The sequence below is a fragment of the Halolamina pelagica genome, from assembly GCF_900115675.1.
Lineage (GTDB): Archaea > Halobacteriota > Halobacteria > Halobacteriales > Haloferacaceae > Halolamina > Halolamina pelagica.
On sequence record NZ_FOXI01000004.1, the window covers coordinates 1 to 19,588 of the forward strand.

Below are 19,588 nucleotides of genomic sequence, written 5' to 3' on the forward strand. Positions count from 1 at the left end.
CTACCTGCTCGACGAGCCCTCCGCCCACCTCGACGTGGAGCAGCGCGTGCAGGCCACCTCGGCCATCCGACGCTACACCGAGAACCACGACGCGACGGCGATGGTCATCGACCACGACATCTACATGATCGACCTGCTGTCGGACCGCCTGATGGTGTTCGACGGCGAACCCGCCCAGCACGGGACGGCCCGGCCCGCCCAGGAGATGCGCGCCGGGATGAACGACTTCCTCGCGGATCTGGAGATCACGTTCCGCCGCGACGAGCGAACGGGTCGCCCGCGGATCAACAAGCCGGACAGCCAGAAGGACCGCGAGCAGAAGCGGGCAGGCGAGTACTACTACTCGAACTGACCGCGCCGCCCGTTTTCCGGAACCGCCCGGCTATAACTCCGCCCGCCCGTAGCAACGGGTATGCTCCGTCTCGCCGTCGCCACCCAACAGGAGACGTTCGAACGCATCCGCGACCCACTCGCGGACCGCGGAATCGAGGTCGTCCCCGTCCGGGCCAGCGAACGGACGCTCTCGCTCTCCGATTCCGACCTCCCGAGCGTCGACGCCGGCCTCGTTTTCCCCTCCCGCCTGATGGAGGGCGGCGCCGTCGCCGCCGCGCTCGACGTTCCCTGGGTGAACGACCGCGAGGCGATCCTCACCTCCCGCAACAAGGCGGAGGTCCTCGCCGCCCTCTCCGCGGCCAACATCCCCGTCCCCGAGACCACGCTCGTCTCCAACCCCGTCGACGACGACGCCGTCGCCGCCGCGGCCGAGGACCTGCAGGCTCGCGCCGCGGTCGACTCGCTCGTCGTCAAGCCGAACTCCACCACCCGCGGCGTCGGCGTCGCCCGCGCCGACGACCCGGACTCGTTACTGGGCGTGACCGACTACCTCGACCTCGTCCACGACTTCCGGGCCACCGGCGACCGCTCGTACCTGTTGCAGGAGTACCTCCCCGACGCGCGGGACTACCGCGCGATGATCGTCGACGGCGAGTACGCCGGCGCCGTCGAGCGCCGGCTCCCCGAGGCGGAGACGGACGCGGGCAAGTGGAAGCACAACGTCCACCGCGGCGCGGTCGCTGAGGGGATCTCGCTCCCCACGGAGGCCCGCGACCTCGCCGAACGGGCGGCCGCGGTGCTGGGGATCGACTACCTCGGCGTCGATCTGCTGGAGACGGAGGATCGGCTGGTGGTGAACGAAACTAACGCGCGCCCGACGGTCGACGACGCCACGAAGTACGAGCCGGGGTTCTACGACCGGCTGGCGTCGCTGATCCGGCAGACTGCGGAGGCGTGAAGCCCGCTAGGAGAGGTCGATGTCGGCGGCGTCGTCGAGCTTCTCGAAACTGACCTCCAGCACGCCGTTGTTGAACGTCGCCTCGGCGCTGTGCTCGTCGACGCGGGTCGGGAGTCGCACCCGCTCGCGGTACTCGCCGGCCTCGACGGTCAGCGTCTCGCCGTCGCACTGCAGCGAGATCTCCTCCTTGCTCGCGCCGGGAAGGTCCGCGACGAGGCGGAGTTCGTCGCCCTCGTCGAAGGCGTCGACGTGGGCGTCGCCGTCGCTCCCCTCCCGACTGCCCCCCATCATCCGCTCGATCTCGTCGAAGATGTCGCCGAACGGGTCTTCGCGGTCATCCCTACGCATGGGACGGGATAGGCTAGCACCGCTCAAAAGCCTTCTGTCGGTGGCTATCTCGTTCCCGTGCCGGGATCTCGTCGGTCGCCGACGGAACCGGTCGGTTTGAAGTGTGACTGGCCCAAACCGCGCGACGATGGCTTCTTTCGCGACGCTCGATGCGTTCGCCGAGCGGTTCTCGGAGGCTCGGGTGCTCGTCCGTCTCGACCTCAACTCGCCGATCGAGGACGGAACCGTCCAGGACAACCGCCGGTTCGAGCGCCACGCCCGCACCGTCTCGGAGCTGGCCGCCGCCGGCCACCGGGTGATCTGTCTGGCCCACCAGGGTCGCCCCGGCCGCGACGACTTCACCCACCTCGACCAGCACGCCGGGGTACTGAGCGACCACCTCGACCGCGAGGTCCAGTACGTCGACGACATCCGCGGCGAGACCGCGATCGACGCGATCGGCGACGCCGCCCCCGGCGAGGTGCTGCTGCTCGACAACGTCCGCATGCACGACGACGAACTCGCCGATCGGGAGCCGGCGGAGCACGCCGACTCCGAGCTGGTTCAGCGGCTCGCTGACGCCGCCGACGCGTACGTGAACGACGCCTACTCGGCGGCCCACCGCGGCCACGCCTCGCTGGTCGGTTTCCCGTACGTTCTCCCCGCCTACGCCGGCCGGGTGATGGAGACGGAGTACGAGGCCAACTCCGCGATCGCCACCCGGGAGTTCGACGGGCAGGTGACGATGGTCGTCGGCGGGACGAAAGCCACCGACGTGATCCAGGTGATGGACGCCATCGGCGACAAGGTCGACGCGTTCTGTCTGGGCGGCATCGCGGGCGAGCTGTTCCTCCGGGCGGCGGGCCACCCAGTCGGCCACGACGTGGGCGAGGGCGACCGCTTCGACGAGCAGTGGGAGCGCAACGAGGCGACGATCCGGGACGTGCTCGACGCCCGGGGCGACCAGATCCACCTGCCGCTGGATCTGGCCTACGAGGACGAGTACGACCAACGCGCCGAGATCACGCTCTGGGAGATCGACGAGAAGTCCACGCCGTTCCTCGACGTGGGCGGCGAGACTGTCGACGCCTACCGCGACATCGTCGCCGACAGCGAGGCGGTGTTCGTGAAGGGCGCGCTGGGCGTGTTCGAGGACGAGCGCTTCGCCGACGGCACCGTCGGGGTGCTCGAGGAGATCGCCGAGACCGACTGCTTCTCGGTCGTCGGCGGCGGCGACACCTCGCGGGCGATCGGGATGTACGGGCTGGACGAGGCCGACTTCTCGCACGTCTCCATCGCCGGCGGCGCGTACATCCGCGCGCTCACGGGCGAGCCGCTGGTCGCCGTCGAGACGCTGGCGAACTGTCGCCCGAAAACGGAAGCGTAGCCGGCGGCGTTACAGGTCGCGGCCGAGCCCCATCCCGAGGGTCTCGTTGGTCGTCGCGATGCTCTCGGCCTTGCTCGCCGAGTCCGTGATCGCGCGGATCGCGTCGACGTTCTCGGCCACCACGTCGGACTCCTGATGGATCGCCTGGAACAGGTAGAGGTCGTTGCCCCGCATCGCGATCGACTCGTCCCAGATGCAGTTCTCCCAGACGTCGCCGCGGGACCGCCCGGCGTCGAGCGCGAACTGTTTGAGCTTCCCGGCGCCGTCGATCCCCGCCGACTCGGGGATCAGGAACAGCCGGGACTCCTCGGCCAGCAGGTCGCGAACCTCGTCGGCGTCCACGTCGCTCTCGAGCGTGACGTTGACCGAGTGCATGTGCATCAGCGTCGCCGGCACCTTCAGCCCGAGCGTGTCGATCGCGAGGTCGGGGAAGATGGTCTTCACGTCCGGCCCGTGGTGGCTCGGCAGCGAGACGGGGTCCGGGAGGATGTCGTCGATGGGACCGCGGCCGGTTTGACCGGGGTCGCCGCCGCGGCGCACCAGCGTCACGCGGGCCTTCTCGACGCCGTACTCCTCCTGGAGCGGCGCCATCAGGCGGGAGAGCCCGGTCGTGTTGCAGGAGACCACGCGGACGTGGTCGGCGCCGACTGCGTCCTCGAAGTTCGCGCGGGCGTTGAACGACGTGTCGGCCACGTCGGCGTCCTCGCCGCCCTGGTAGATCGCGGGGGTGTCGTGGGCCTCGTACACCTCGCGGTTCTGGGCGCCGATGCCGCTGGGCGTGGCGTCGACGATCACGTCCGCGGTCTCGACGAGGTCGTCGAGGTCGCCCGCGACGGGGATGCCGGCCTCGTCGAACAGGTCGCGGCGCTCGTCGACGGCCGCGTAGAGGTCGTACCCCTTCGCCACGGCGGTCTCGGCCTCGAAGTTGGGCGAGGTCTTGGCGACCCCGACGACATCCATGTCCCGCTGTGCGACGACCGCGTCGGCGACGCGTTTCCCGATCGTGCCGTAGCCGACTACTCCGACCTGGGTCATGCCCGTAGATGGGGGCGCTCACCGATAAGTAGGCGGCGGTTCACTCGCGGCTCCGGCCCGGCTACGCGCCCGTGTGTGAGTCGATCAGCTGCCGGATCCGTGACTCCTCCTGCATCCCGACCAGCCGTTCGACGGGCTCGCCGTCGGCGAACAGCACCATCGTCGGCACCCCGGGGACGCCGTACTCGCCGGCCAGCTGCTGGTTGGCGTCGACGTCGACCTTCGCGACCGCGGCATCGGTCTCCGCGGCGATCGTCTCGACGACCGGCTCGAGCATCTGGCACGGCCCACACCAGTCCGCGTAGAAGTCGACCAGGACGACGCCGTGCTCGTCGGTCGTCGACTGGAGGTCGTCGACGCCGGCGACCGGGATCGGCTCCTCGGGGCTCTCGGCTGCTTCCTTTTGGGCTCGTTCCTGGAGCTCTTCGAGTTTCTGCTCGCGGATCGCTTCGATGTCGTCCGCCATACCCACCAGTTCGGGCTCGACCGACATAGGTGTTTTGTAGCTATCGACCAATACTCTCCGGTAGAAACGGCTCCTTCGGCGACGATTCCCGCTTACGCCGTCGCGACCGTTCCCGCCGTCGCAGCGTCCCAGTTCTCGATCCCGCCGCGCATCGCCTTCGCGTCGAACCCGAGTTCTCGGAGGCGTTCGGCGGCGACAGCGGCGGTCGACCCGCTGAAACAGACGACGGCGATCTCCCGGTCTTCGGGGAGATCGTCGGCCGAGACATCGAGGCCGATGAAGTTCTCCCCCTTGAGCTGATCGTAGATCGGGAGGCTGTGGCTCCCCTCGATGTGGGACTCCTCGTAGCTGTAGGTCGGGCGGATGTCGAGGACGTACAGGTCGTCGCCGGCGCGCTCGCGAACCGATTCGGCGCCGATCACAGTATTGCTCATTATATACAATACCAATACCTCGTGGCTTATGAATCCTCCGTGGAACGCGCTCTCACGGGACACCCGGGTCCGCGGCGCGTCGTCGCAAGACCTATTCGGATCTCCGGTGAATCCCGGGCCATGGCCGATCTCAGAACTGCCGCGGCGACGGCGATCCACCAGTGTCTCGACCTCGGAGCCGAGGAGTCGATCGCGATCGTCACCGACGACGAGCGCCGCGCCATCGCGGAGGCGCTCTACGAGGTAGCCGCCGAGACGACCGCCGACGCGACGTTCGTCCAGTACCCGCCCGGCGACCAGCACGGGCAGGAGCCCCCGAAGCCGGTCGCGGCGGCGATGGAGAGCGCCGACGCCTTCCTCGCGCCGACGACGCGCAGCCTCTCGCACACCCGCGCCCGCTCGGCCGCCTGCGAGGCGGGCGCCCGCGGCGCGACGCTGCCGGGCATCACCGAGCAGGTGATGGTCGCCGGCCTCGACGCCGACTACGAAACCATCGCGAGCCACTGCGAGGACGTGCTCGAACAGGTCCGGGACGCCGACCAGGTTCGGGTCACCAGCCCCGCCGGCACCGACATCACCTTCGCCGTCGACGACCGCGAGTGGCACGAGGACACCGGGATGATCCGGGATCCGGGGAGCTTCTCGAACCTTCCGGCGGGCGAGGTGTTCGTCGCGCCCGCGGACGCGAACGGGACGTTCGTCGTCGACGGGACGATGATGCCCCACGGGCTGCTGACCGAGGAGCAGGAACTCAGCTTCGAGGTCGAGGACGGCCACGTCACCGACATCTCGGACGACTCCGTGCGCGAGGACGTGGAGGCGGCCCGCGCCGAGGTCGGCGACGCCGCCACCAACCTCGCGGAACTCGGCATCGGCACCAACGTCGGCGTCACGGAACTGGTCGGCTCGGTCCTGCTCGACGAGAAGGCCGCGGGCACCGTCCACATCGCGATCGGCGACAACGCCTCGATCGGCGGCGACACCGAGGCGCCGATCCACCTCGACGGGATCCTTCGGTCGCCGACGGTGTACGCGGACGGCGACGAAATCAGCCTGCCCGAGTGAGCGACCGGCGCGGTTGTTCGGTTACCGGTCGCTCGCCGTGTTTCGGTTCTCCACAGTCACGGCAACGGATCCGGGCGACCGACACGGTGGTCGGTCGCGGTCGCTCGCCGTGATTGGTTCTACACAGTCACGGCATGGGTTCGGCTGCTGCGACACGGAGGTCGCAGCAGGTCACGCGCCGTGACTGGTGTTACTCCACGTACTCGTAGAGTCGCTCGTTCATCCGGCCGCGGCCCGCGAACACGAACTCGTTTTCGGGGGTCGTGAACTCCTCGACGTCGACGGTCATGTCGTGGTTGTGGGCGTCGTGGATCTGCTCGTACTCCTCGAAGTCGAGGTCGTAGCGCTGTTCGAGCTGTTCGTCGATGTTCAGCTGGTCGATCTCCTCGCGCCAGTCGTCGGCGACGGTCTCGGCGTGGATCTCGGCCTGTGCGCCGGAGCCGTAGGAGCCGACGAGGAGCTTCTCCCCGGCGAGGTCCCGACCCTCCTCGGCGGCGGCCTTCAGCGTGCTCGCGCGGGCGACGTGGACCGAGCCGGTGTACCAGTTCCCGACCTCCCGGGCGATCGACAGCGTCGGCTCGATGGTGTCGGCGTACCACGACTGGTACTTGTCAGTGCGTTTGAGCTTGTCCATGTACTCCTGGATCGCCTCCTCGTAGGCGTCCCAGTCCTCGTACTCTCCCTCGCGGGGCTGGCGGCCGATCTCGCCGGCGAGCTCGTCCTCGATCTCCGTGTCGCGGATCATGTGCCGGTAGCCCAGCAGACCCGCCTTCCGGACCATCCCCGGGAACGGCGTGTGGAACGGGATGTACGCGAAGTCGTCGGGGTGCATGTCCCACGCGACGGACTCGAAGTCCTCGACGGCCTCGCGCATCCGCGCGAGGTACACCTGCATCGAGCGCTTGCCGTCGACGCTCGGGAACTGCTGGTTCGGCTTGAGGAAGTCCGTCTCGTCGGCGCTGCCGTAGCCCTGCTCGGTCGAGAGCTCCACGAGGCTCGGGTCCTCGGTGATCAGCATCGCGACCGCGCCGGCGCCCTGGGTCGCCTCGCCGCTGGAGCCCCGGGCGTACAGCGCGGTGTCGGTGGCGATCACGAGCGCGGACCGCCCGCGGTTCCGGCCGGCCTTGATCCAGTTGTACGCGTCGTCGATCGACTGCGTGCCGGAGATGCAGGCGAACTTCCGCTCGCCCTTGTTGGCGTGGTGGAAGTCGCCGTCGTACACGTCCTCGAGACAGCCCGCGATGTACGTCGAGACGGGCTTGGAGTTGTCGAACGCGGACTCGGTGGCCACGTCGATGCGCCCGATGTCCTCGGGCTCCAGCCCCTCGCGGTCCATCAGGCGCTTGGCCGCGTTGGCGCCCATCGTGACGATGTCCTCGTACGCGTCCGGGAACGAGGAGTTCACCAGGCCCAGCCCCTTCCGGTACTTGTCCGGGTCTTCGTCCTTCTCCGGGGCGAACGTGCCCGGGAGATCGAGTTTGGTCTTGCCCGCCCAGATCTCGACAGCGTCGATGCCCACCGTGGTCATGGTGCCGAATGGGTCGGTTGGCTATTTGGGTTTGTCGATAAGGGTTACGTCGTGTGTCGAAATTCACTTCGTGCCGGTGACCGTCTTCTCTCGTGTTACGCTGTTGCCGTCCTCGTCGTAGACGGTTACCGTGATCCTGTATTGATCCTTGTTCTTCACGTCGTCGAGGTCAATAACCGGTGATAGAGTTTCAGACTGGTTCTCTATCTCGAACACTTTCGTCTTGATCTCGTTGAACTCTGCGTTATTCCCGTTCGCCTCCTCCTCCACGATAATCGTGACGTTCTTGACCTGCGTGTCGTCACTGACGCTCAAAACGTCGATTCGCACTTGATCATCTTGGTGGTCAGCCGTCACGCTACCGAACTCGTCGATGAACGGGCCTCCTGCTTGCGTCTGATCACCGGCCACGGTTTCGGACTGGCTCGCGCTCGCGCCACTGGTAGAGGTAGCGACGACGGTCACGTTGTAGGTCGTCCCCGCGTCGATCGCGGCGTCGATCTCCACGTCCTCGACGGAGACACGATCTGCGTTCTTCCCGACATCGAGGCTGGTACTACCCACCCTCGATCCCCCGGTATCTCGGACCTCGACCACTACCGAGTCCATATCTTCGCCGTTGGCGAACTGTTCGGCAGTGACGTTTCCGACGGTCACCAGGTCACGATCCGACGAGGCCGTGAAGCCGCTGAAGTTCTGAATAACCGGATCGCCGGCGCCGGGTGGCCCGGTGAGGCTCACCGTGCTGGTCTGCCCCAACGCTCCGTCGTTCCCAGCGTCGTCAGCCGCGACATTCAGTGTCGCCGTGTAATCGCCGTTCTTCCCGGCATAGTAGGTTGCCGAGTATTGCCCGCTGCCGGTGCGGCTGAAGTCGCTCTCGGTCAGCGTCGCATCCCGCTTGCCGTTCCGGGTGATCGTCACGTTGATCGCCGACAGCGGCTCGCTGGACTCGAACGTCACGTTCAGCTGCTTTCCGCTTGGGTTCGTCAGCTCGAACGGGGAGATCGTCGGCGGCGTCGTGTCGTTCCCGCCGTCACCCACGACGACTGCGTCCGCCGCCGCGCGCTGCTGCCCGTTCCCGACGCTGTCCACTACTTCCACTTCGACGTCGTACACGTCCTCGGCGGTGTCGTTCGGGAGCGACACGTCGACGGTCCCCGACGGCCCGGAGGCGTTCACGGTCGCCACCGTTTCACTGGTGTTCTGGATACTGACCGTCACGTCACCGACACTCGTCGTCGCGTCGCTCGCGGTCCACGAGACGGTGACGTTCTCCCAGCCGTCGCCGACTGCGTCGACCTCGGCCTGTGAGCTCGCGTTCGGGGAGATACTGCTAATCGATGGCTGGTCGCTATCGACAGTGAATGTTGGACTCTCGGCGAACGCGGTGTTTCCGGCGTCGTCGACCGCCCGTACCCGAATCCGCGCGTCGTCGGTGTTGTCGACCGGCAGCTGGACCGACTCGGCCCCGTCGTCGGCCGTATTCGTGACGAGCGTCTGCCAGCTACCCCCGCCGTTGGAGTACTGAATGTCGATCGTCTCGACGGAGGTGTTCGCGTCCGAGGCGTTCCACTCCACGGTCACGTCCGTCCCACCGCGCACTTCTTCCCCACCGCTGGGCGACGTGACGCTCACCGACGGGTCGGTGGTGTCCGATACCGCGGCCGACGGCGCGGCAGTCAGGGACTCTTGGCTCGGGTAGCGACGCGCCTCGGCCAACAGCGTCCCGCTCTCGACGTGGAAGATCTGTACCTTGGTCACGACGTCCGTATCGAGCGTCCGATTGCCGACCCATTGCTCGGTCGGATCGAACTGGTCATCGCCGTCACCGTTCCGAACCCCGCTCGCGTTCACTGGGGGTCGCCACGTCTCGTTCCCGTGGCGCACGACGACCCGGAGTTCGTCGAACGGGACCGAATCGCCGCCCTCGTGCGTGAGTCCGACGCCGTCGTCGGCGATCTCGATCGATACGTCGGCGGTTATTCGCTCCCCGCTGGCGACGCCCGAACCCGAGAGCACGAAGGCGCCGGCGGTCCCGACGCTGATGACGATCACGCCGGTCAGGAGGATGATGCCGATCGCCTCGGACTGGGCACGGTCGGTCATGCGGTCAGAGCCCCACGAAGTACGTTGCCTGCTGTGTCCCGCCGTTCGTTTCGAACACCAGGGTCAGGACGAAGAAGTCCCGATTCGTTCCGCTGTCTGCCGGGTCTTCGTCGAACTCAAGCGTGAACGTCGTTCCTGTGTCGTTCGGACCCACCTCGATCTTGGGACTGATCGTCTCGTAGTTGCCACCGATCTGAACGTTGCTTGCCCTCGTGTCGGTGCCGACAGTCACGTCGGCCGCCGACGGACACTTGTTCTTCTTCGAGCAGTAGTAGAAGTTCAAACGGGCCGCGCTGACGTTCACTTGGCTGTCCAGCGTGTTGTTGAACACTAGTTCGACGCTGTTCCCGCCAGTCACGCTCTCGGAGTCCAGTATCAGATCACCGGTAGCAGCGGGATTCACTCCGTCGCCGCCACCGTCACCACCGCCGCCGCCGATGATGACCTTCGGCACCTCGATCCCGGTCACGTTCCGGTACTCGTAGCCCTCGCCGCCGATACTGGCGTTGAGCCACGCGCTATCTGATCCGGTGCTGTTCGTCCCCGTGTAGGTAATCTCGGCCCGTCCCTCCGAGTTCGTCTCGAACGTGACGCTGTCACCCGTCGCCGTCCGGTTCGAGAGGTTCAGGTACTGGCCGTCGACGCTGACGTTCACCTGCGCCCCCGTCACGGGGTTGTTGTACCGATCGCGCACCTCGACGGTCATCCGATCGGTGCTTCCGTTCGCGACGGGCTGGAACTCTTCCGTCACGACGAGATACGCGGGATCGGGGACGAGTTCGTCGTTGGGAACTGCCCCGACGCCGACGGCGCTCGTGCGGAGTTCGTACGTCTCGCCTTCCTCGAGTTTGATCGCCACCCGGTGGTACGTTTCGCCGTCGACGGTGACGTCGCCGTCGTCGAACGCGGTCGCTCTGGGCTGTGCCCCGAGCAGGTCGTCGTCGTTCCACCGCGAGGCTGGGAGGGCGGACGTGATGGTGATGTTGAGCGGGTCGCCGATCTCGCTGCGGACGGTCACGGTTCGCGTGGCGGCGCTGATCGTCGTCATCTCGACGGTTTTCGCCCCGGTGCCAGAGGCTTGCAGGTCCCCCTGCAGCGCGACGAGGTTCACGGTGGTCCCCTGGACCAACTGCTGGCCGCTCAGTGTTCGGTTCGCACCGTTGCTGAAGCGGTTGTAGAGCAGGCTGTTCTCGTAGACGGTCGTCGGCGGGCTGTCGTACTGCGCATAGTCCGGCGTGTAGACGATGTGGCTCGTGTTGAACACGCCGGCCCTGCCGGCGCTCGCCCAGTACTTCCGAGCGTTCTCGTAGTCCGAGCCGACGGTGACAGCGCCCGAACTATTCGCCAACGTCACGTTGAGCGTCGGGTCTTCATCGCCGACCGTTCGAAGCCGCCCAGCCGCTGGTGGTGGATTGATGAAGAACAGCCGGTTCGGATACGTGGTCCCGAGGTTCACTCGCGTCGGGACGGCGTCGCCCCCGCTGGCCTGTAACAGGCCGTTTCGGAGGTCCTGCATGTCGGACTGAGCCGCCCGACTGTGGTCGAACTCGATCGCGGCGTTCTGTTCCGGGATGACGGTGGCTTGGAACGTCGCCAGCAGGATGATGAGGATGCCGAACAGCAGTATCGCCCCCACTTGGATCGACTGCCCCCGGTCGTCACCCCAGAACTTCATACTCCCTCCCACAGGCCCGGTGGGGAAAAAGCTGCTCCGTCAGTCCTCTTCCTCGACGGTCTCGGGGGAGGCCAGCGCGTTCTGCAGCGACTCCAGCCCGTTGACCCACTCCGCGACGAGCCCGTACTCCATCTCCTCGACCAGCGCCGGGTCGATCTCCTCGCCGTCGATCACGAGCGTCCCGGCCTGTACGATGTAGCCGACCGCGGTGTCGATGTCGTCCTCGGCCTCGGCGTCGGCGGCCGCGTCGATGTACTCCTCGACGCTCGCCTCCTCGGCGGCGCCGGCGGCGACGAACTCCTGGGCCGCGTAGAACACGACCTCGAGGCTCATCTGGACGCTCTCGATCAGCATCGCCTTCTCCTCGTTCTCGAGGGGTGCCTCCGCGAGCACGATCTCCTGTATCTCCGAGAGCTCCTGGTGGGCGCGCTCCTCGTCGATGGTCCCGTCCTCGTAGGACTCGATCACCTTCGCCACCGCGATGGCGGTGTCCTCCTGGAGGTTCATCAGCAGCCGCGCCGAGTCCTCGTCCTCGAGGTCCAGATCCTCCTCGCGCAGGCGGTCGATCCAGTTCTGCCAGCGGTCTTCCGTGTAGAACGTTTCAACGGGCTCGTCGTCGGTCATGCCCCTATGTCCTCCCCGACGACGCAAAGGGTTTTCCTATCCGTCCCTGTGGCCGATTCGGCCGATACAGCGTCCGAGCGAGCTATTCGCGCGGATCGAGCGTCCCGACGGTGTCGATCCCGTACACCGATTCCGGGGTCTCGACGTGCGCGCGATCGACGGCGTCGTCGTGCCCCGCCTCCAGCAGCCACCGCACGCGCCGCGGGACGGTCTTCGGGCCGAGCACCGCGCCCGGCCGGTCGGGGTCGTCGACGAAATCCGTCTCCATCAGGAACGGCTCGCCCGCCTCGGCGGCGACGCGGAGGCGATCCTTCTCGCTCATCACGCTCGGCGTCGGCCCGGCGAGTTCGCCGCCGGCGTAGTGCTTCACGACCTTCTCGGCCGCCAGCCCGCGCTCCTCGGCCCACTCGGCGACCTCGGTCAGGTCGTCGGTGCCCTCGGTGTGGAGTTGGACCGCGCAGTCGTACTCGGCGCCGAGCTCGAGCCCGTGTTGCAGCACCGCGTTCGAGGCGTCCCAGACCGCGTCGCTGACCTCGTAGTGCGGACGCCCGGTCTTGAGCGCCAGCGCCCGCCCGTTTGCGACGTACTCCGCAGCGAGATCCAGGCCGGACTGCATCAGGTCCCGCGCCTCGGCCGGCTCGTACCCCTCATCCACGAGGTGGCTGATCAGGCCGGGATGCACGCCGAGCACGGGCCACGCCCTCCCGGGCAGGATCTCGTTCGCGTCGGCGACGGCCTCGACGGTCGCCTCGAACGCGGTCCGGAAGTCGGCCCGCTCGCTCGGTACGGGCCCCAGATGCCACGAGGGCTTGTTCACGACGAGCAGGTGGGTGCCGCCGAGGCGCACGAAGTCACGGACGGCGTCCATCCCCTGGCCGTGCTCGGGATCGAGGTGGAGGTGGTTGTCCAGCACCGGCGTCTCGAGTTCGTCCATGTCCGGAGTGGGGAGCGAGTCGCCCTTGAACGCTGTCCTGTCGCCCCGACTGACGGTGCCGAGGCTGTTTCGCCCGGCACAAACGCTATACTTGTGTGTGGCTCACCCCCACGCGTGCCCTCGACGTTGGTTCACGTCGCCGTCGGCGGCCTCGTCGGCGCCGCGCTGCTGGGCGACCGGTTCACGCCGAGAGCGATCGCGGTCGTGCTCGTCGCCGCCGCCGTTCCGGACCTGGACTCCTTCCTCGCGCCGGTGGTCGCCGGCGCGCACCGCTCGGCCCTGCACACGCTGCTCCTGCCGGCGCTGGTCGGGTTGCTGGTGTACGTCGACGCCCGCGTGCTCGACCGCTCGCGCCTCGGCGAGCGCTGGGGACCGGACGCGCCGTACGTCGCCGGCGTCGCCGTCGCGGCCCTGCTCGCGGGCGGGATCCTCCCCGACCTGGTCACCAACGGCGTGAACGCGTTCTGGCCGCTGCACGACCAGTTCTACACGGTCGACGGCGAACTCAAGCTCTCGACCACGGAGGGGCTCGTCCAGACGTTCGTTGACCTCTCCCCCGAGGAGACCTCCGGGCCGTCGACGACCGACAACACGCGGTACAGCACGGGCGCGGATCCGACCCCGTGGAAGGACCGTGATGGCCCCGTCGAGCGCGTCTTCCCGGTCGTGACCGCCGGCTGGCAGCTCATGCTCGTCGGGCTCTCGGCGGCGACCGTGAGCGTCCGCTCGTGGCAGACCCGGGGGCGCTGAGTCGACGGGACCCGGAGGGAGCGACAGCCTCAACAGCGGTCGGGGTTCACTCGACCCATGGAGATCCGTCCGTACGAACCTCGGGACGCAGACGGGCTGTGGGACTGCAAGCGCGGGTTCGAACTCGGCCTCGGCAGCGGAACCGGCGGCGAGGAGAAGGAAGCGAAGTACGAGGGCAAACTCGACGACCAGTACCGCGAGGCGTGGTTCGACTGGGTCGACCGCTGCGTCGACGCCGACCCGCGCTGTGTCACTGTCGCCGTCGACGATACGAGCGACGACGATGCGGGCGGCGAGGTCGTCGGCTACGTGTTCGTCCTGCCCGAGCGCCATCGGTTCATCTGGGACGCGGCCGTGCTGAACGAACTCTACGTCGCGCCCGACCACCGCGGCACGGGCGTCGCCGACGACCTGATGGCTGCCGCCGTCAACTTCGCGCGTGACCAGGACCTGCCGCTCGACCGGCTCGTGCTCGACGTGGATCGTGAAAACGACCGAGCGAAGGCGTTCTACGACCGCTACGGCTTCGAGCACTGGGGCGAGATGGTCGCCCGGGAGCTCTGAACGCGGCTTACCCCTGGAACGAGACAGCGGTCTCGGCGCCGTCTGCTTGGCGCCACTCGTGCTGACTCACCGAGTACTCGACGGTGTCGTGGACTGAACCGTCGTCGAACGCGACCCGGTTCCGGAACCGTCCCGTACGGCGGCCGCCGTGACGCTGGACGTACTTCGTGATCGCGCGCTCGGAGTTCTCGTTCTCCGGGAGGTGCGAGACGCGAACGAGTTCGAGGTCCAGTCGGTCGAACGCCAGTTCGAACATGGCGTCGGCGCGCTCACCCGAGTACCCCCGTCCCCAGAACGGCTTTCGCAGCCACGTCCCAAACACCGCCAACTGGCAGTCCCAGCCAACGAACAGCCCTGCGGTGCCGGCGAATTCACCGGCGCCACGCTCCCCGTCGCGGGGCCGGATAAGGAACATCGCGCCCTCGCGATCGTCAGTGCGCTCGACAGCCCGTTCGCGTGTCTCGGCGACGCCGTGGGGGGTGGCGTAGGGCTCCCACGAGACGTACTCGGTCGTCTCGTCGACGTTCGGCGCGTCGGCCCGCCAGTGCTCGTAGAGGTCGAGCGTGCCGGCATCGTCGATGTCGACGCGTTCCAGCCGCAGCCGGTCGGTTACCACACCGTCGGGAAACAGCCCGACGCTCACGGCCACGCCTCCCCCTCGTCACCGTAGAACGCCACCTCGAACTCGGGGCTGGCATCGCGGTACTCCGACTGGGTGACGCTGTACCGGACGGCGTCGACGGGCGGGTCGCCGGCGTGGTAGTTCCGCAAGGTCCCCTCCCGGCGGCCACCCATGCGGTCGACGTACTTCTCGATCGCCCGTCCCGACTGCTCGTTGTCGGCGTCGTGGGTCACCGTCACGACCTCGAAATCGAGGTGTTCGAAGGCGAGTTCGGCCAGCGCCAGCGCACGCTCACCTGAGTAGCCCCGCCCCCAGAACGGCTTACGCAGCCAGGTCCCGAGTTCGGCGCTGTCGGTGTCCCAGTCGAGAGTGAGGCCGCCGAAGCCCGCGATCTCGCCGGCTCCCGCCTCGCCCTCGCGCGGTCGGATCACGTAGTCGATGCCCTCGCGCTCTTCGCGGGCCTCCGCGCCGCGTTCGAGGAACTCGGCCGTCTCGTTCGGCGTGGCGTGGGGGTCCCAGGGCAGGTACTCGGTGATCTCGTCGATGTGGGGGGCCCCCTGCTTGCAGTGTTCGTACACCTCGAAGGGGTCGACGTACTCGGGCGTTCTGGGCTCCAGTCTGAGTCGCTCCGTCTCGATGGTCGCGGGGAACACGGCCGGAACATTACGCGACAACTGAAAAAGCCTGCCTCGGGTGCGTGAACTGGTTTCACACGACGAGCCACCGAACGATTGATGGCCCGCCCCCCGAACCACTCGGCGATGAACGGACTCGACGGTGTCGACCGCGCCGAAGCACTCGACGGAACCGTCACCAGCCTCGACCCCGACGCGCTCGAACGGCTCGCCCACCACCCCCTCGACGCCATCGAGCAGGAGTACCCCCACCACGCCCGCGCCGTCGACGGCCCGGACGAGACAATCCGCCCGTGCGAGGACCACCCCGTCTTCTTCGGCTGCTACGACTGGCACTCCGCGGTCCACAGCCACTGGGCGCTGATCCGCCAGCTCCGGCTGTTCGACGACCACCCCGAGGCGGACGCCATCGTTGAGCGCATCGACGCGCGACTCACCCCCGGGAACGTCGAGGGCGAGGTCGCGTACTTCGAGGAGCACGAGTCCTTCGAGCAGCCGTACGGCTGGGCGTGGCTACTGCGCCTCGCCGCGGAACTCCAGCGCTGGGACGACCCGCGGGCCGCGCGCTGGGGCGACGCGCTCGCGCCGCTGGCGGAGGACATCCGCGACCGAACGGCCGCGGACTTCCTCACCCAGTCCCGACCGTTCCGGGTCGGCACGCACGGCAACAGCGCGTTCGCGCTCTCCGCGGTGCTGGACTACGCGAACACGGTCGCCGACGACGGCCTCGCTAGCGACGCCGCCGAGACCGCGCGCCAGTTCTACCTCGACGACGTGGACGCGCCGGTCGCGTACGAGCCGCTGGGGTGGGACTTCCTCTCGCCGACGCTGACCGAGGCCAACCTCATGCAGCGCGTGCTGGAGGAGGGGGAGTACGCGGAGTGGCTCGACGAGTTCCTCCCGGACCTGACCGACCCCCGAAACGAGGCGTTCCTCGATCCCGTCGATGCGGGCGCCGACGGCGAGGGCGGTGTCGCGCTCCACCTCGTCGGGCTGAACCTCGCGAAGGCGTGGGGGCTGGCGGAGGTGGCCGACGCCGTCGACGGCGATACGGCCCACCTGCTGGAGGCGAGCGCCGAGCGCCACCTCGCCACCGGCCTCGAGGGCGCGTTCACCGAAGACTACGCCGGTTCGCACTGGCTCTCCTCGTTCGTGCTCTACGCGCTGACGCGGAACGTGGACGGTGCGTGAGCGACTGGACTCGTCCGCTCCGGAACCACTAAACGCGAAAGCGCCCTGTCTCCGGTAATGGCTGACTGGACCGAGTCCTACCGGCCCGACACGCTCTCGGCGGTCCGGGGGAACGACAAGGCCCGCGACGCCTTCGAGGACTGGGGGCGGACGTGGGACGACCACCGGGAGGCGGTGATCCTCTATGGCAGCCCCGGCGTCGGCAAGACTTCCGCGGCCCACGCGCTCGCGTCGGACATGGGCTGGGAGACGGTCGAACTCAACGCGTCCGACCAGCGCACCGCCGACGCGATCGAGCGCTTCGCCGGCCGCGCGGCGCGGAACGAGACCCTCGGCGGCGACGCCACCGACGAGGGCGGCCGCCAGCTCGTCATCGTCGACGAGGCCGACAACATCCACGGCAACTACGACCGCGGCGGCGCGCAGGCGATCACCGAACTGGTGAAGGAGGCGAACCAGCCGATCGTCCTCATCGCCAACGAGTTCTACGACATGAGCCGCGGGCTCCGGAACGCGTGTCGGGACATCGAGTTCCGGGACGTCTCCGCGCGCTCGATCGTCCCCGTCCTGCGGGACATCTGCCGGAAGGAGGGGATCGAGTTCGACTCCGACGCGCTCCAGCGCATCGCCGACGCCAACAGCGGCGACCTCCGGGGGGCGGTCAAGGACCTGCAGGCGACGGCGGAGGGGAAAGACCACCTCACCGTCGAGGACGTGGTCACCGGCGACCGCGACACCACGGCGGGCATCTTCACCGTCCTCGACGCGATCCTCAAGGAGGAGGAGAGCGCCCAGGACGCGCTCCACGTCGCCTACGACGCCGACGAGACGCCCGACGACCTCACCGCGTGGGTCGAGGACAAGGTGATGAAGGTGTACGGCCCCGAGGAGACCGTCCGGGCCTACGAGTTCATCGCCAACGCCGACCGCTGGCTCGGCCGCGTGCAGGCCACACAGGAGTACTCCTACTGGCGCTACGTCACCGACAATATCGCCGCCGGCGTCGCCGCCTCGCGGGACGGCACCTACGGCGGCTGGACGCAGTACGGGGGCCGCCCGCAGATGTGGCCCTCCTCGGACGCCACGATCGACGAGATCTGCCGGAAGATCGCCGTCTCCGGCGGGCTGAGCATCGAGACCGCGCGCCGCGAGGTGCTCCCGTTCCTCTCGGCGATGATTCACCACTGCAAACCGCGGGACCTCACCGTGGCCGTGACGGCGCACTTCGAGTTCGACGAGGAAGACCTCGCGGCCGTCTCGGGCAGCGGCGAGTCCACCAACAAGGTGCAGGGGATCGTCGAGGACGCCCAGGAACTCCGGGAGGCGGAACTCGAGGAGCACGCCGGCGGCGCCTTCGCCGGCGACCCGCCCGAGCGCGACGACGCGCCAGCGAGCGGCGAGCCCGCCTCCGAAGCAACAGACTCGGCGGCGGACGCCGACGGGGACACCGACGCCGACGAGCCCGCAGACCCCGAGGAGGAGGAAGCCGACGACTCGCAGGCGGGGCTCTCGGACTTCGTCTGACCGCGGTCACGCGAGCGTCTCAGTCGTCGGCGGTCGTCGCCCGTGCGGTCACACCCCGTTCTCGCACGGTGACGAGCATCGTGTCGGCACCCGTGGGGCCGGGGAGCGCGGCGTGGAGTTCGATCCGGCTGCGATCGCCGTCGGCGTCGACGACGGCCTCGAACGCCCAGCGACCTGGCGACGGGAAGAAGTCGGCGACTGCTCGCTCGCCACGGGCCTGGACACGGTACTCCTCGGTAACCTCTGGATCGTCGAGCGTCCGGTCTTTCGGCGTGGCCGGCGAGGCGGTGGCGTCCCCGGTTTCGTGGTCGGGCACGACGGCGGCCCGGACCGAGACGGTGACCGATTCGGCCCGGCGGTTTCGGAGGTGGAGCCCGCCGGGGACGGTGTTCTCGCGGAACGACCGCCCACACCCCGCGAGCGCGACCGGGAGGCTGGCGAGTACGGCGCGGCGGGACCAGTGCATGGCCGGTAGCTACGGGGGCGAGGAAAAGAGCGTTGGGACGGGGGGCGCTACGCCAGCGAGGGCCGCCCCTCGTTCGACCCGCCGCGGGCCGCGTAGGCGACGACGGCCGCGGCGGCGAAGCCGACGAGGTAGAGCAGCCCGTTGACGAGGCGGGCCTCGTCGGTGTACACCACCAGATCCCGGCCGAGCAGGGTCACGAGGAACACGGCGGCGCCGGCGACGAACACGCCGGGACGGTAGCGCGCCAGCCCAGTGCCGGGCAGCCAGACCGCGGCGGCGACCAGCGCGGCGAAGGCGGCGAGGGCGGTTAGCGCGAACGCGCCCTGTGCGGCCGGGCCGTAGTCGATCACCGGACTCACACGGCTGACGAGGAAGTTCGCGACGATCAGCACCAGCGCCGCGCCGACGGCCAGCCGACTCCGTTCGTGGGCCGAACGCCGGTAGTGGCCGTTCATCGCCGAGATCGTCGACAGCGTCAGCGCGGTGAAGATCGAGAGCGCGAACAGCAGGTGGGCGGCGTGGGTCGGCACCGAGTACCCCCACGGGATCGCGCCGTTGAGCGTCACCGTGATCGCGCCGACGGAGATCTGGAACGGGAGCAGGACGAGCGCCGCCGTGGCGAACAGCGCGGTCTTGCGGTCCTGCTCGCCGCGCCAGGCGGCGGCGACGACGCCGACGATCGCGAACCCGGTGATCATCGCCACGAGGCGGTGGAACCACTCGATGAAGCTCGGGACCGTCTGTGGCAACACGCCGCCGTCACACAGCGGCCACTGCTGGGAGCAGGCCAGCCCGGACCCCGTCGCCGCGGTGTACACGCCGAGCGCGACGAGGATGCCGGTCAGGGCCGTGGTGAACAGGGCGAACCGCCGGTAGCTGGGGCGCTTCATTGGCCGGAACTCCGGCACGAATCCACTTGGACGTTCCGTTACAGGCGCGCTCGCGCGCGAGGCACGGAGCGGCG

20 protein-coding genes and 1 pseudogene are annotated in these 19,588 nt (G+C 68.4%); 8 read left to right on the forward strand and 13 right to left on the reverse strand.

Features of this window, described 5'->3' with window-relative positions; all coding sequences use genetic code 11:
• A pseudogene (locus tag BMZ83_RS06510) lies at nt 1–352 on the forward strand (ribosome biogenesis/translation initiation ATPase RLI); the annotation flags it as partial.
• A gap of 60 nt (nt 353–412) precedes the next feature.
• A complete protein-coding gene (locus tag BMZ83_RS06515) occupies nt 413–1,291 on the forward strand; it encodes an ATP-grasp domain-containing protein (protein WP_074876863.1) in 879 nt (292 codons plus the stop codon).
• 6 nt (nt 1,292–1,297) lie between these two features.
• On the opposite strand, the gene BMZ83_RS06520 is transcribed toward BMZ83_RS06515, so the two are convergent.
• The gene (locus BMZ83_RS06520; RefSeq protein WP_074876865.1) at nt 1,298–1,639 is read right to left on the reverse strand and encodes an Hsp20/alpha crystallin family protein; all 342 of its coding nucleotides are present in this window, start codon (nt 1,637–1,639) and stop codon (nt 1,298–1,300) included.
• A 127-nt stretch (nt 1,640–1,766) separates the two neighbouring features.
• On the opposite strand from BMZ83_RS06520, the gene BMZ83_RS06525 reads away from it, so the two are divergent.
• Entirely contained in the window at nt 1,767–3,005 is a 1,239-nt protein-coding gene (locus BMZ83_RS06525) for a phosphoglycerate kinase (RefSeq protein WP_074876867.1), read from the forward strand.
• A 9-nt stretch (nt 3,006–3,014) separates the two neighbouring features.
• On the opposite strand, the gene BMZ83_RS06530 is transcribed toward BMZ83_RS06525, so the two are convergent.
• The 3 genes from BMZ83_RS06530 to BMZ83_RS06540 form a co-directional block, all read right to left on the reverse strand.
• Complete coding sequence (locus BMZ83_RS06530) at nt 3,015–4,040, reverse strand: type II glyceraldehyde-3-phosphate dehydrogenase (RefSeq protein WP_074876869.1); 1,026 nt, start codon at nt 4,038–4,040, stop codon at nt 3,015–3,017.
• Nucleotides 4,041–4,101: 61 nt separating this feature from the next.
• Complete coding sequence (gene trxA, locus BMZ83_RS06535) at nt 4,102–4,506, reverse strand: thioredoxin (protein WP_074877456.1); 405 nt, start codon at nt 4,504–4,506, stop codon at nt 4,102–4,104.
• Between the two features lie 92 nt (nt 4,507–4,598).
• Nucleotides 4,599–4,940, reverse strand: coding sequence for a rhodanese-like domain-containing protein (locus BMZ83_RS06540; RefSeq protein ID WP_079990130.1), 342 nt, complete (start codon nt 4,938–4,940; stop codon nt 4,599–4,601).
• A gap of 120 nt (nt 4,941–5,060) precedes the next feature.
• Between BMZ83_RS06540 and BMZ83_RS06545 the strand changes: the two genes are divergently transcribed.
• Complete coding sequence (locus BMZ83_RS06545) at nt 5,061–6,005, forward strand: aminopeptidase (protein ID WP_074876873.1); 945 nt, start codon at nt 5,061–5,063, stop codon at nt 6,003–6,005.
• A gap of 190 nt (nt 6,006–6,195) precedes the next feature.
• On the opposite strand, the gene hmgB is transcribed toward BMZ83_RS06545, so the two are convergent.
• The 5 genes from hmgB to BMZ83_RS06570 form a co-directional block, all read right to left on the reverse strand.
• Complete coding sequence (hmgB, locus tag BMZ83_RS06550) at nt 6,196–7,533, reverse strand: hydroxymethylglutaryl-CoA synthase (protein WP_074876876.1); 1,338 nt, start codon at nt 7,531–7,533, stop codon at nt 6,196–6,198.
• A 63-nt stretch (nt 7,534–7,596) separates the two neighbouring features.
• Nucleotides 7,597–9,639, reverse strand: a complete 2,043-nt coding sequence (locus tag BMZ83_RS06555; RefSeq protein ID WP_074876878.1) for a type IV pilin — start codon at nt 9,637–9,639, stop codon at nt 7,597–7,599.
• Between the two features lie 4 nt (nt 9,640–9,643).
• Nucleotides 9,644–11,314 (reverse strand): Ig-like domain-containing protein, encoded by a 1,671-nt coding sequence (locus BMZ83_RS06560; protein WP_074876880.1) that lies wholly within the window; start codon nt 11,312–11,314, stop codon nt 9,644–9,646.
• 39 nt (nt 11,315–11,353) lie between these two features.
• Nucleotides 11,354–11,938, reverse strand: coding sequence for a DUF2150 family protein (locus BMZ83_RS06565; protein WP_074876883.1), 585 nt, complete (start codon nt 11,936–11,938; stop codon nt 11,354–11,356).
• Between the two features lie 82 nt (nt 11,939–12,020).
• Complete coding sequence (locus tag BMZ83_RS06570; protein ID WP_074876885.1) at nt 12,021–12,872, reverse strand: TatD family hydrolase; 852 nt, start codon at nt 12,870–12,872, stop codon at nt 12,021–12,023.
• A 114-nt stretch (nt 12,873–12,986) separates the two neighbouring features.
• Between BMZ83_RS06570 and BMZ83_RS06575 the strand changes: the two genes are divergently transcribed.
• Nucleotides 12,987–13,622 (forward strand): metal-dependent hydrolase, encoded by a 636-nt coding sequence (locus BMZ83_RS06575; protein ID WP_074876887.1) that lies wholly within the window; start codon nt 12,987–12,989, stop codon nt 13,620–13,622.
• Between the two features lie 57 nt (nt 13,623–13,679).
• Nucleotides 13,680–14,186, forward strand: coding sequence for a GNAT family N-acetyltransferase (locus tag BMZ83_RS06580; protein ID WP_074876889.1), 507 nt, complete (start codon nt 13,680–13,682; stop codon nt 14,184–14,186).
• A gap of 7 nt (nt 14,187–14,193) precedes the next feature.
• Here BMZ83_RS06580 and BMZ83_RS06585 read toward each other — a convergent pair whose 3' ends face one another.
• Together BMZ83_RS06585 and BMZ83_RS06590 are read right to left on the reverse strand one after the other, a co-directional pair.
• Entirely contained in the window at nt 14,194–14,829 is a 636-nt protein-coding gene (locus BMZ83_RS06585; protein WP_394327189.1) for a GNAT family N-acetyltransferase, read from the reverse strand.
• A complete protein-coding gene (locus tag BMZ83_RS06590; protein WP_074876891.1) occupies nt 14,826–15,461 on the reverse strand; it encodes a GNAT family N-acetyltransferase in 636 nt (211 codons plus the stop codon). The genes BMZ83_RS06585 and BMZ83_RS06590 overlap by 4 nt, the downstream gene beginning before the upstream one ends.
• A gap of 108 nt (nt 15,462–15,569) precedes the next feature.
• Here BMZ83_RS06590 and BMZ83_RS06595 point away from each other — a divergent pair, with 108 nt between their 5' ends.
• Both BMZ83_RS06595 and BMZ83_RS06600 read left to right on the forward strand, forming a co-directional pair.
• A complete protein-coding gene (locus BMZ83_RS06595; protein WP_074876893.1) occupies nt 15,570–16,634 on the forward strand; it encodes a DUF2891 domain-containing protein in 1,065 nt (354 codons plus the stop codon).
• 57 nt (nt 16,635–16,691) lie between these two features.
• Nucleotides 16,692–18,158 carry a replication factor C large subunit gene (locus BMZ83_RS06600; protein WP_074876895.1) on the forward strand — a complete coding sequence of 489 codons (1,467 nt, stop codon included), beginning with the start codon at nt 16,692–16,694 and terminating at the stop codon, nt 18,156–18,158.
• Between the two features lie 19 nt (nt 18,159–18,177).
• Here BMZ83_RS06600 and BMZ83_RS06605 read toward each other — a convergent pair whose 3' ends face one another.
• On the reverse strand, nt 18,178–18,624 hold the full coding sequence (locus tag BMZ83_RS06605) for a hypothetical protein (protein ID WP_074876898.1): 447 nt from the start codon (nt 18,622–18,624) through the stop codon (nt 18,178–18,180).
• A 47-nt stretch (nt 18,625–18,671) separates the two neighbouring features.
• Nucleotides 18,672–19,514, reverse strand: a complete 843-nt coding sequence (locus BMZ83_RS06610) for a COX15/CtaA family protein (protein WP_074876900.1) — start codon at nt 19,512–19,514, stop codon at nt 18,672–18,674.
• Nucleotides 19,515–19,588 lie beyond the last annotated feature (74 nt).

Excerpts from the sequence above, each read along its gene's own strand:
- BMZ83_RS06515 (WP_074876863.1), top strand. The coding sequence starts at position 413 with ATGCTCCGTCTCGCCGTCGCCACCCAACAGGAGACGTTCGAACGCATC.
- BMZ83_RS06520 (WP_074876865.1), bottom strand. The coding sequence starts at position 1,639 with ATGCGTAGGGATGACCGCGAAGACCCGTTCGGCGACATCTTCGACGAG.
- BMZ83_RS06525 (WP_074876867.1), top strand. The coding sequence starts at position 1,767 with ATGGCTTCTTTCGCGACGCTCGATGCGTTCGCCGAGCGGTTCTCGGAG.
- BMZ83_RS06530 (WP_074876869.1), bottom strand. The coding sequence starts at position 4,040 with ATGACCCAGGTCGGAGTAGTCGGCTACGGCACGATCGGGAAACGCGTC.
- trxA (WP_074877456.1), bottom strand. The coding sequence starts at position 4,506 with ATGGCGGACGACATCGAAGCGATCCGCGAGCAGAAACTCGAAGAGCTC.
- BMZ83_RS06540 (WP_079990130.1), bottom strand. The coding sequence starts at position 4,940 with ATGAGCAATACTGTGATCGGCGCCGAATCGGTTCGCGAGCGCGCCGGC.
- BMZ83_RS06545 (WP_074876873.1), top strand. The coding sequence starts at position 5,061 with ATGGCCGATCTCAGAACTGCCGCGGCGACGGCGATCCACCAGTGTCTC.
- hmgB (WP_074876876.1), bottom strand. The coding sequence starts at position 7,533 with ATGACCACGGTGGGCATCGACGCTGTCGAGATCTGGGCGGGCAAGACC.
- BMZ83_RS06555 (WP_074876878.1), bottom strand. The coding sequence starts at position 9,639 with ATGACCGACCGTGCCCAGTCCGAGGCGATCGGCATCATCCTCCTGACC.
- BMZ83_RS06560 (WP_074876880.1), bottom strand. The coding sequence starts at position 11,314 with ATGAAGTTCTGGGGTGACGACCGGGGGCAGTCGATCCAAGTGGGGGCG.
- BMZ83_RS06565 (WP_074876883.1), bottom strand. The coding sequence starts at position 11,938 with ATGACCGACGACGAGCCCGTTGAAACGTTCTACACGGAAGACCGCTGG.
- BMZ83_RS06570 (WP_074876885.1), bottom strand. The coding sequence starts at position 12,872 with ATGGACGAACTCGAGACGCCGGTGCTGGACAACCACCTCCACCTCGAT.
- BMZ83_RS06580 (WP_074876889.1), top strand. The coding sequence starts at position 13,680 with ATGGAGATCCGTCCGTACGAACCTCGGGACGCAGACGGGCTGTGGGAC.
- BMZ83_RS06595 (WP_074876893.1), top strand. The coding sequence starts at position 15,570 with ATGAACGGACTCGACGGTGTCGACCGCGCCGAAGCACTCGACGGAACC.
- BMZ83_RS06600 (WP_074876895.1), top strand. The coding sequence starts at position 16,692 with ATGGCTGACTGGACCGAGTCCTACCGGCCCGACACGCTCTCGGCGGTC.
- BMZ83_RS06605 (WP_074876898.1), bottom strand. The coding sequence starts at position 18,624 with ATGCACTGGTCCCGCCGCGCCGTACTCGCCAGCCTCCCGGTCGCGCTC.
- BMZ83_RS06610 (WP_074876900.1), bottom strand. The coding sequence starts at position 19,514 with ATGAAGCGCCCCAGCTACCGGCGGTTCGCCCTGTTCACCACGGCCCTG.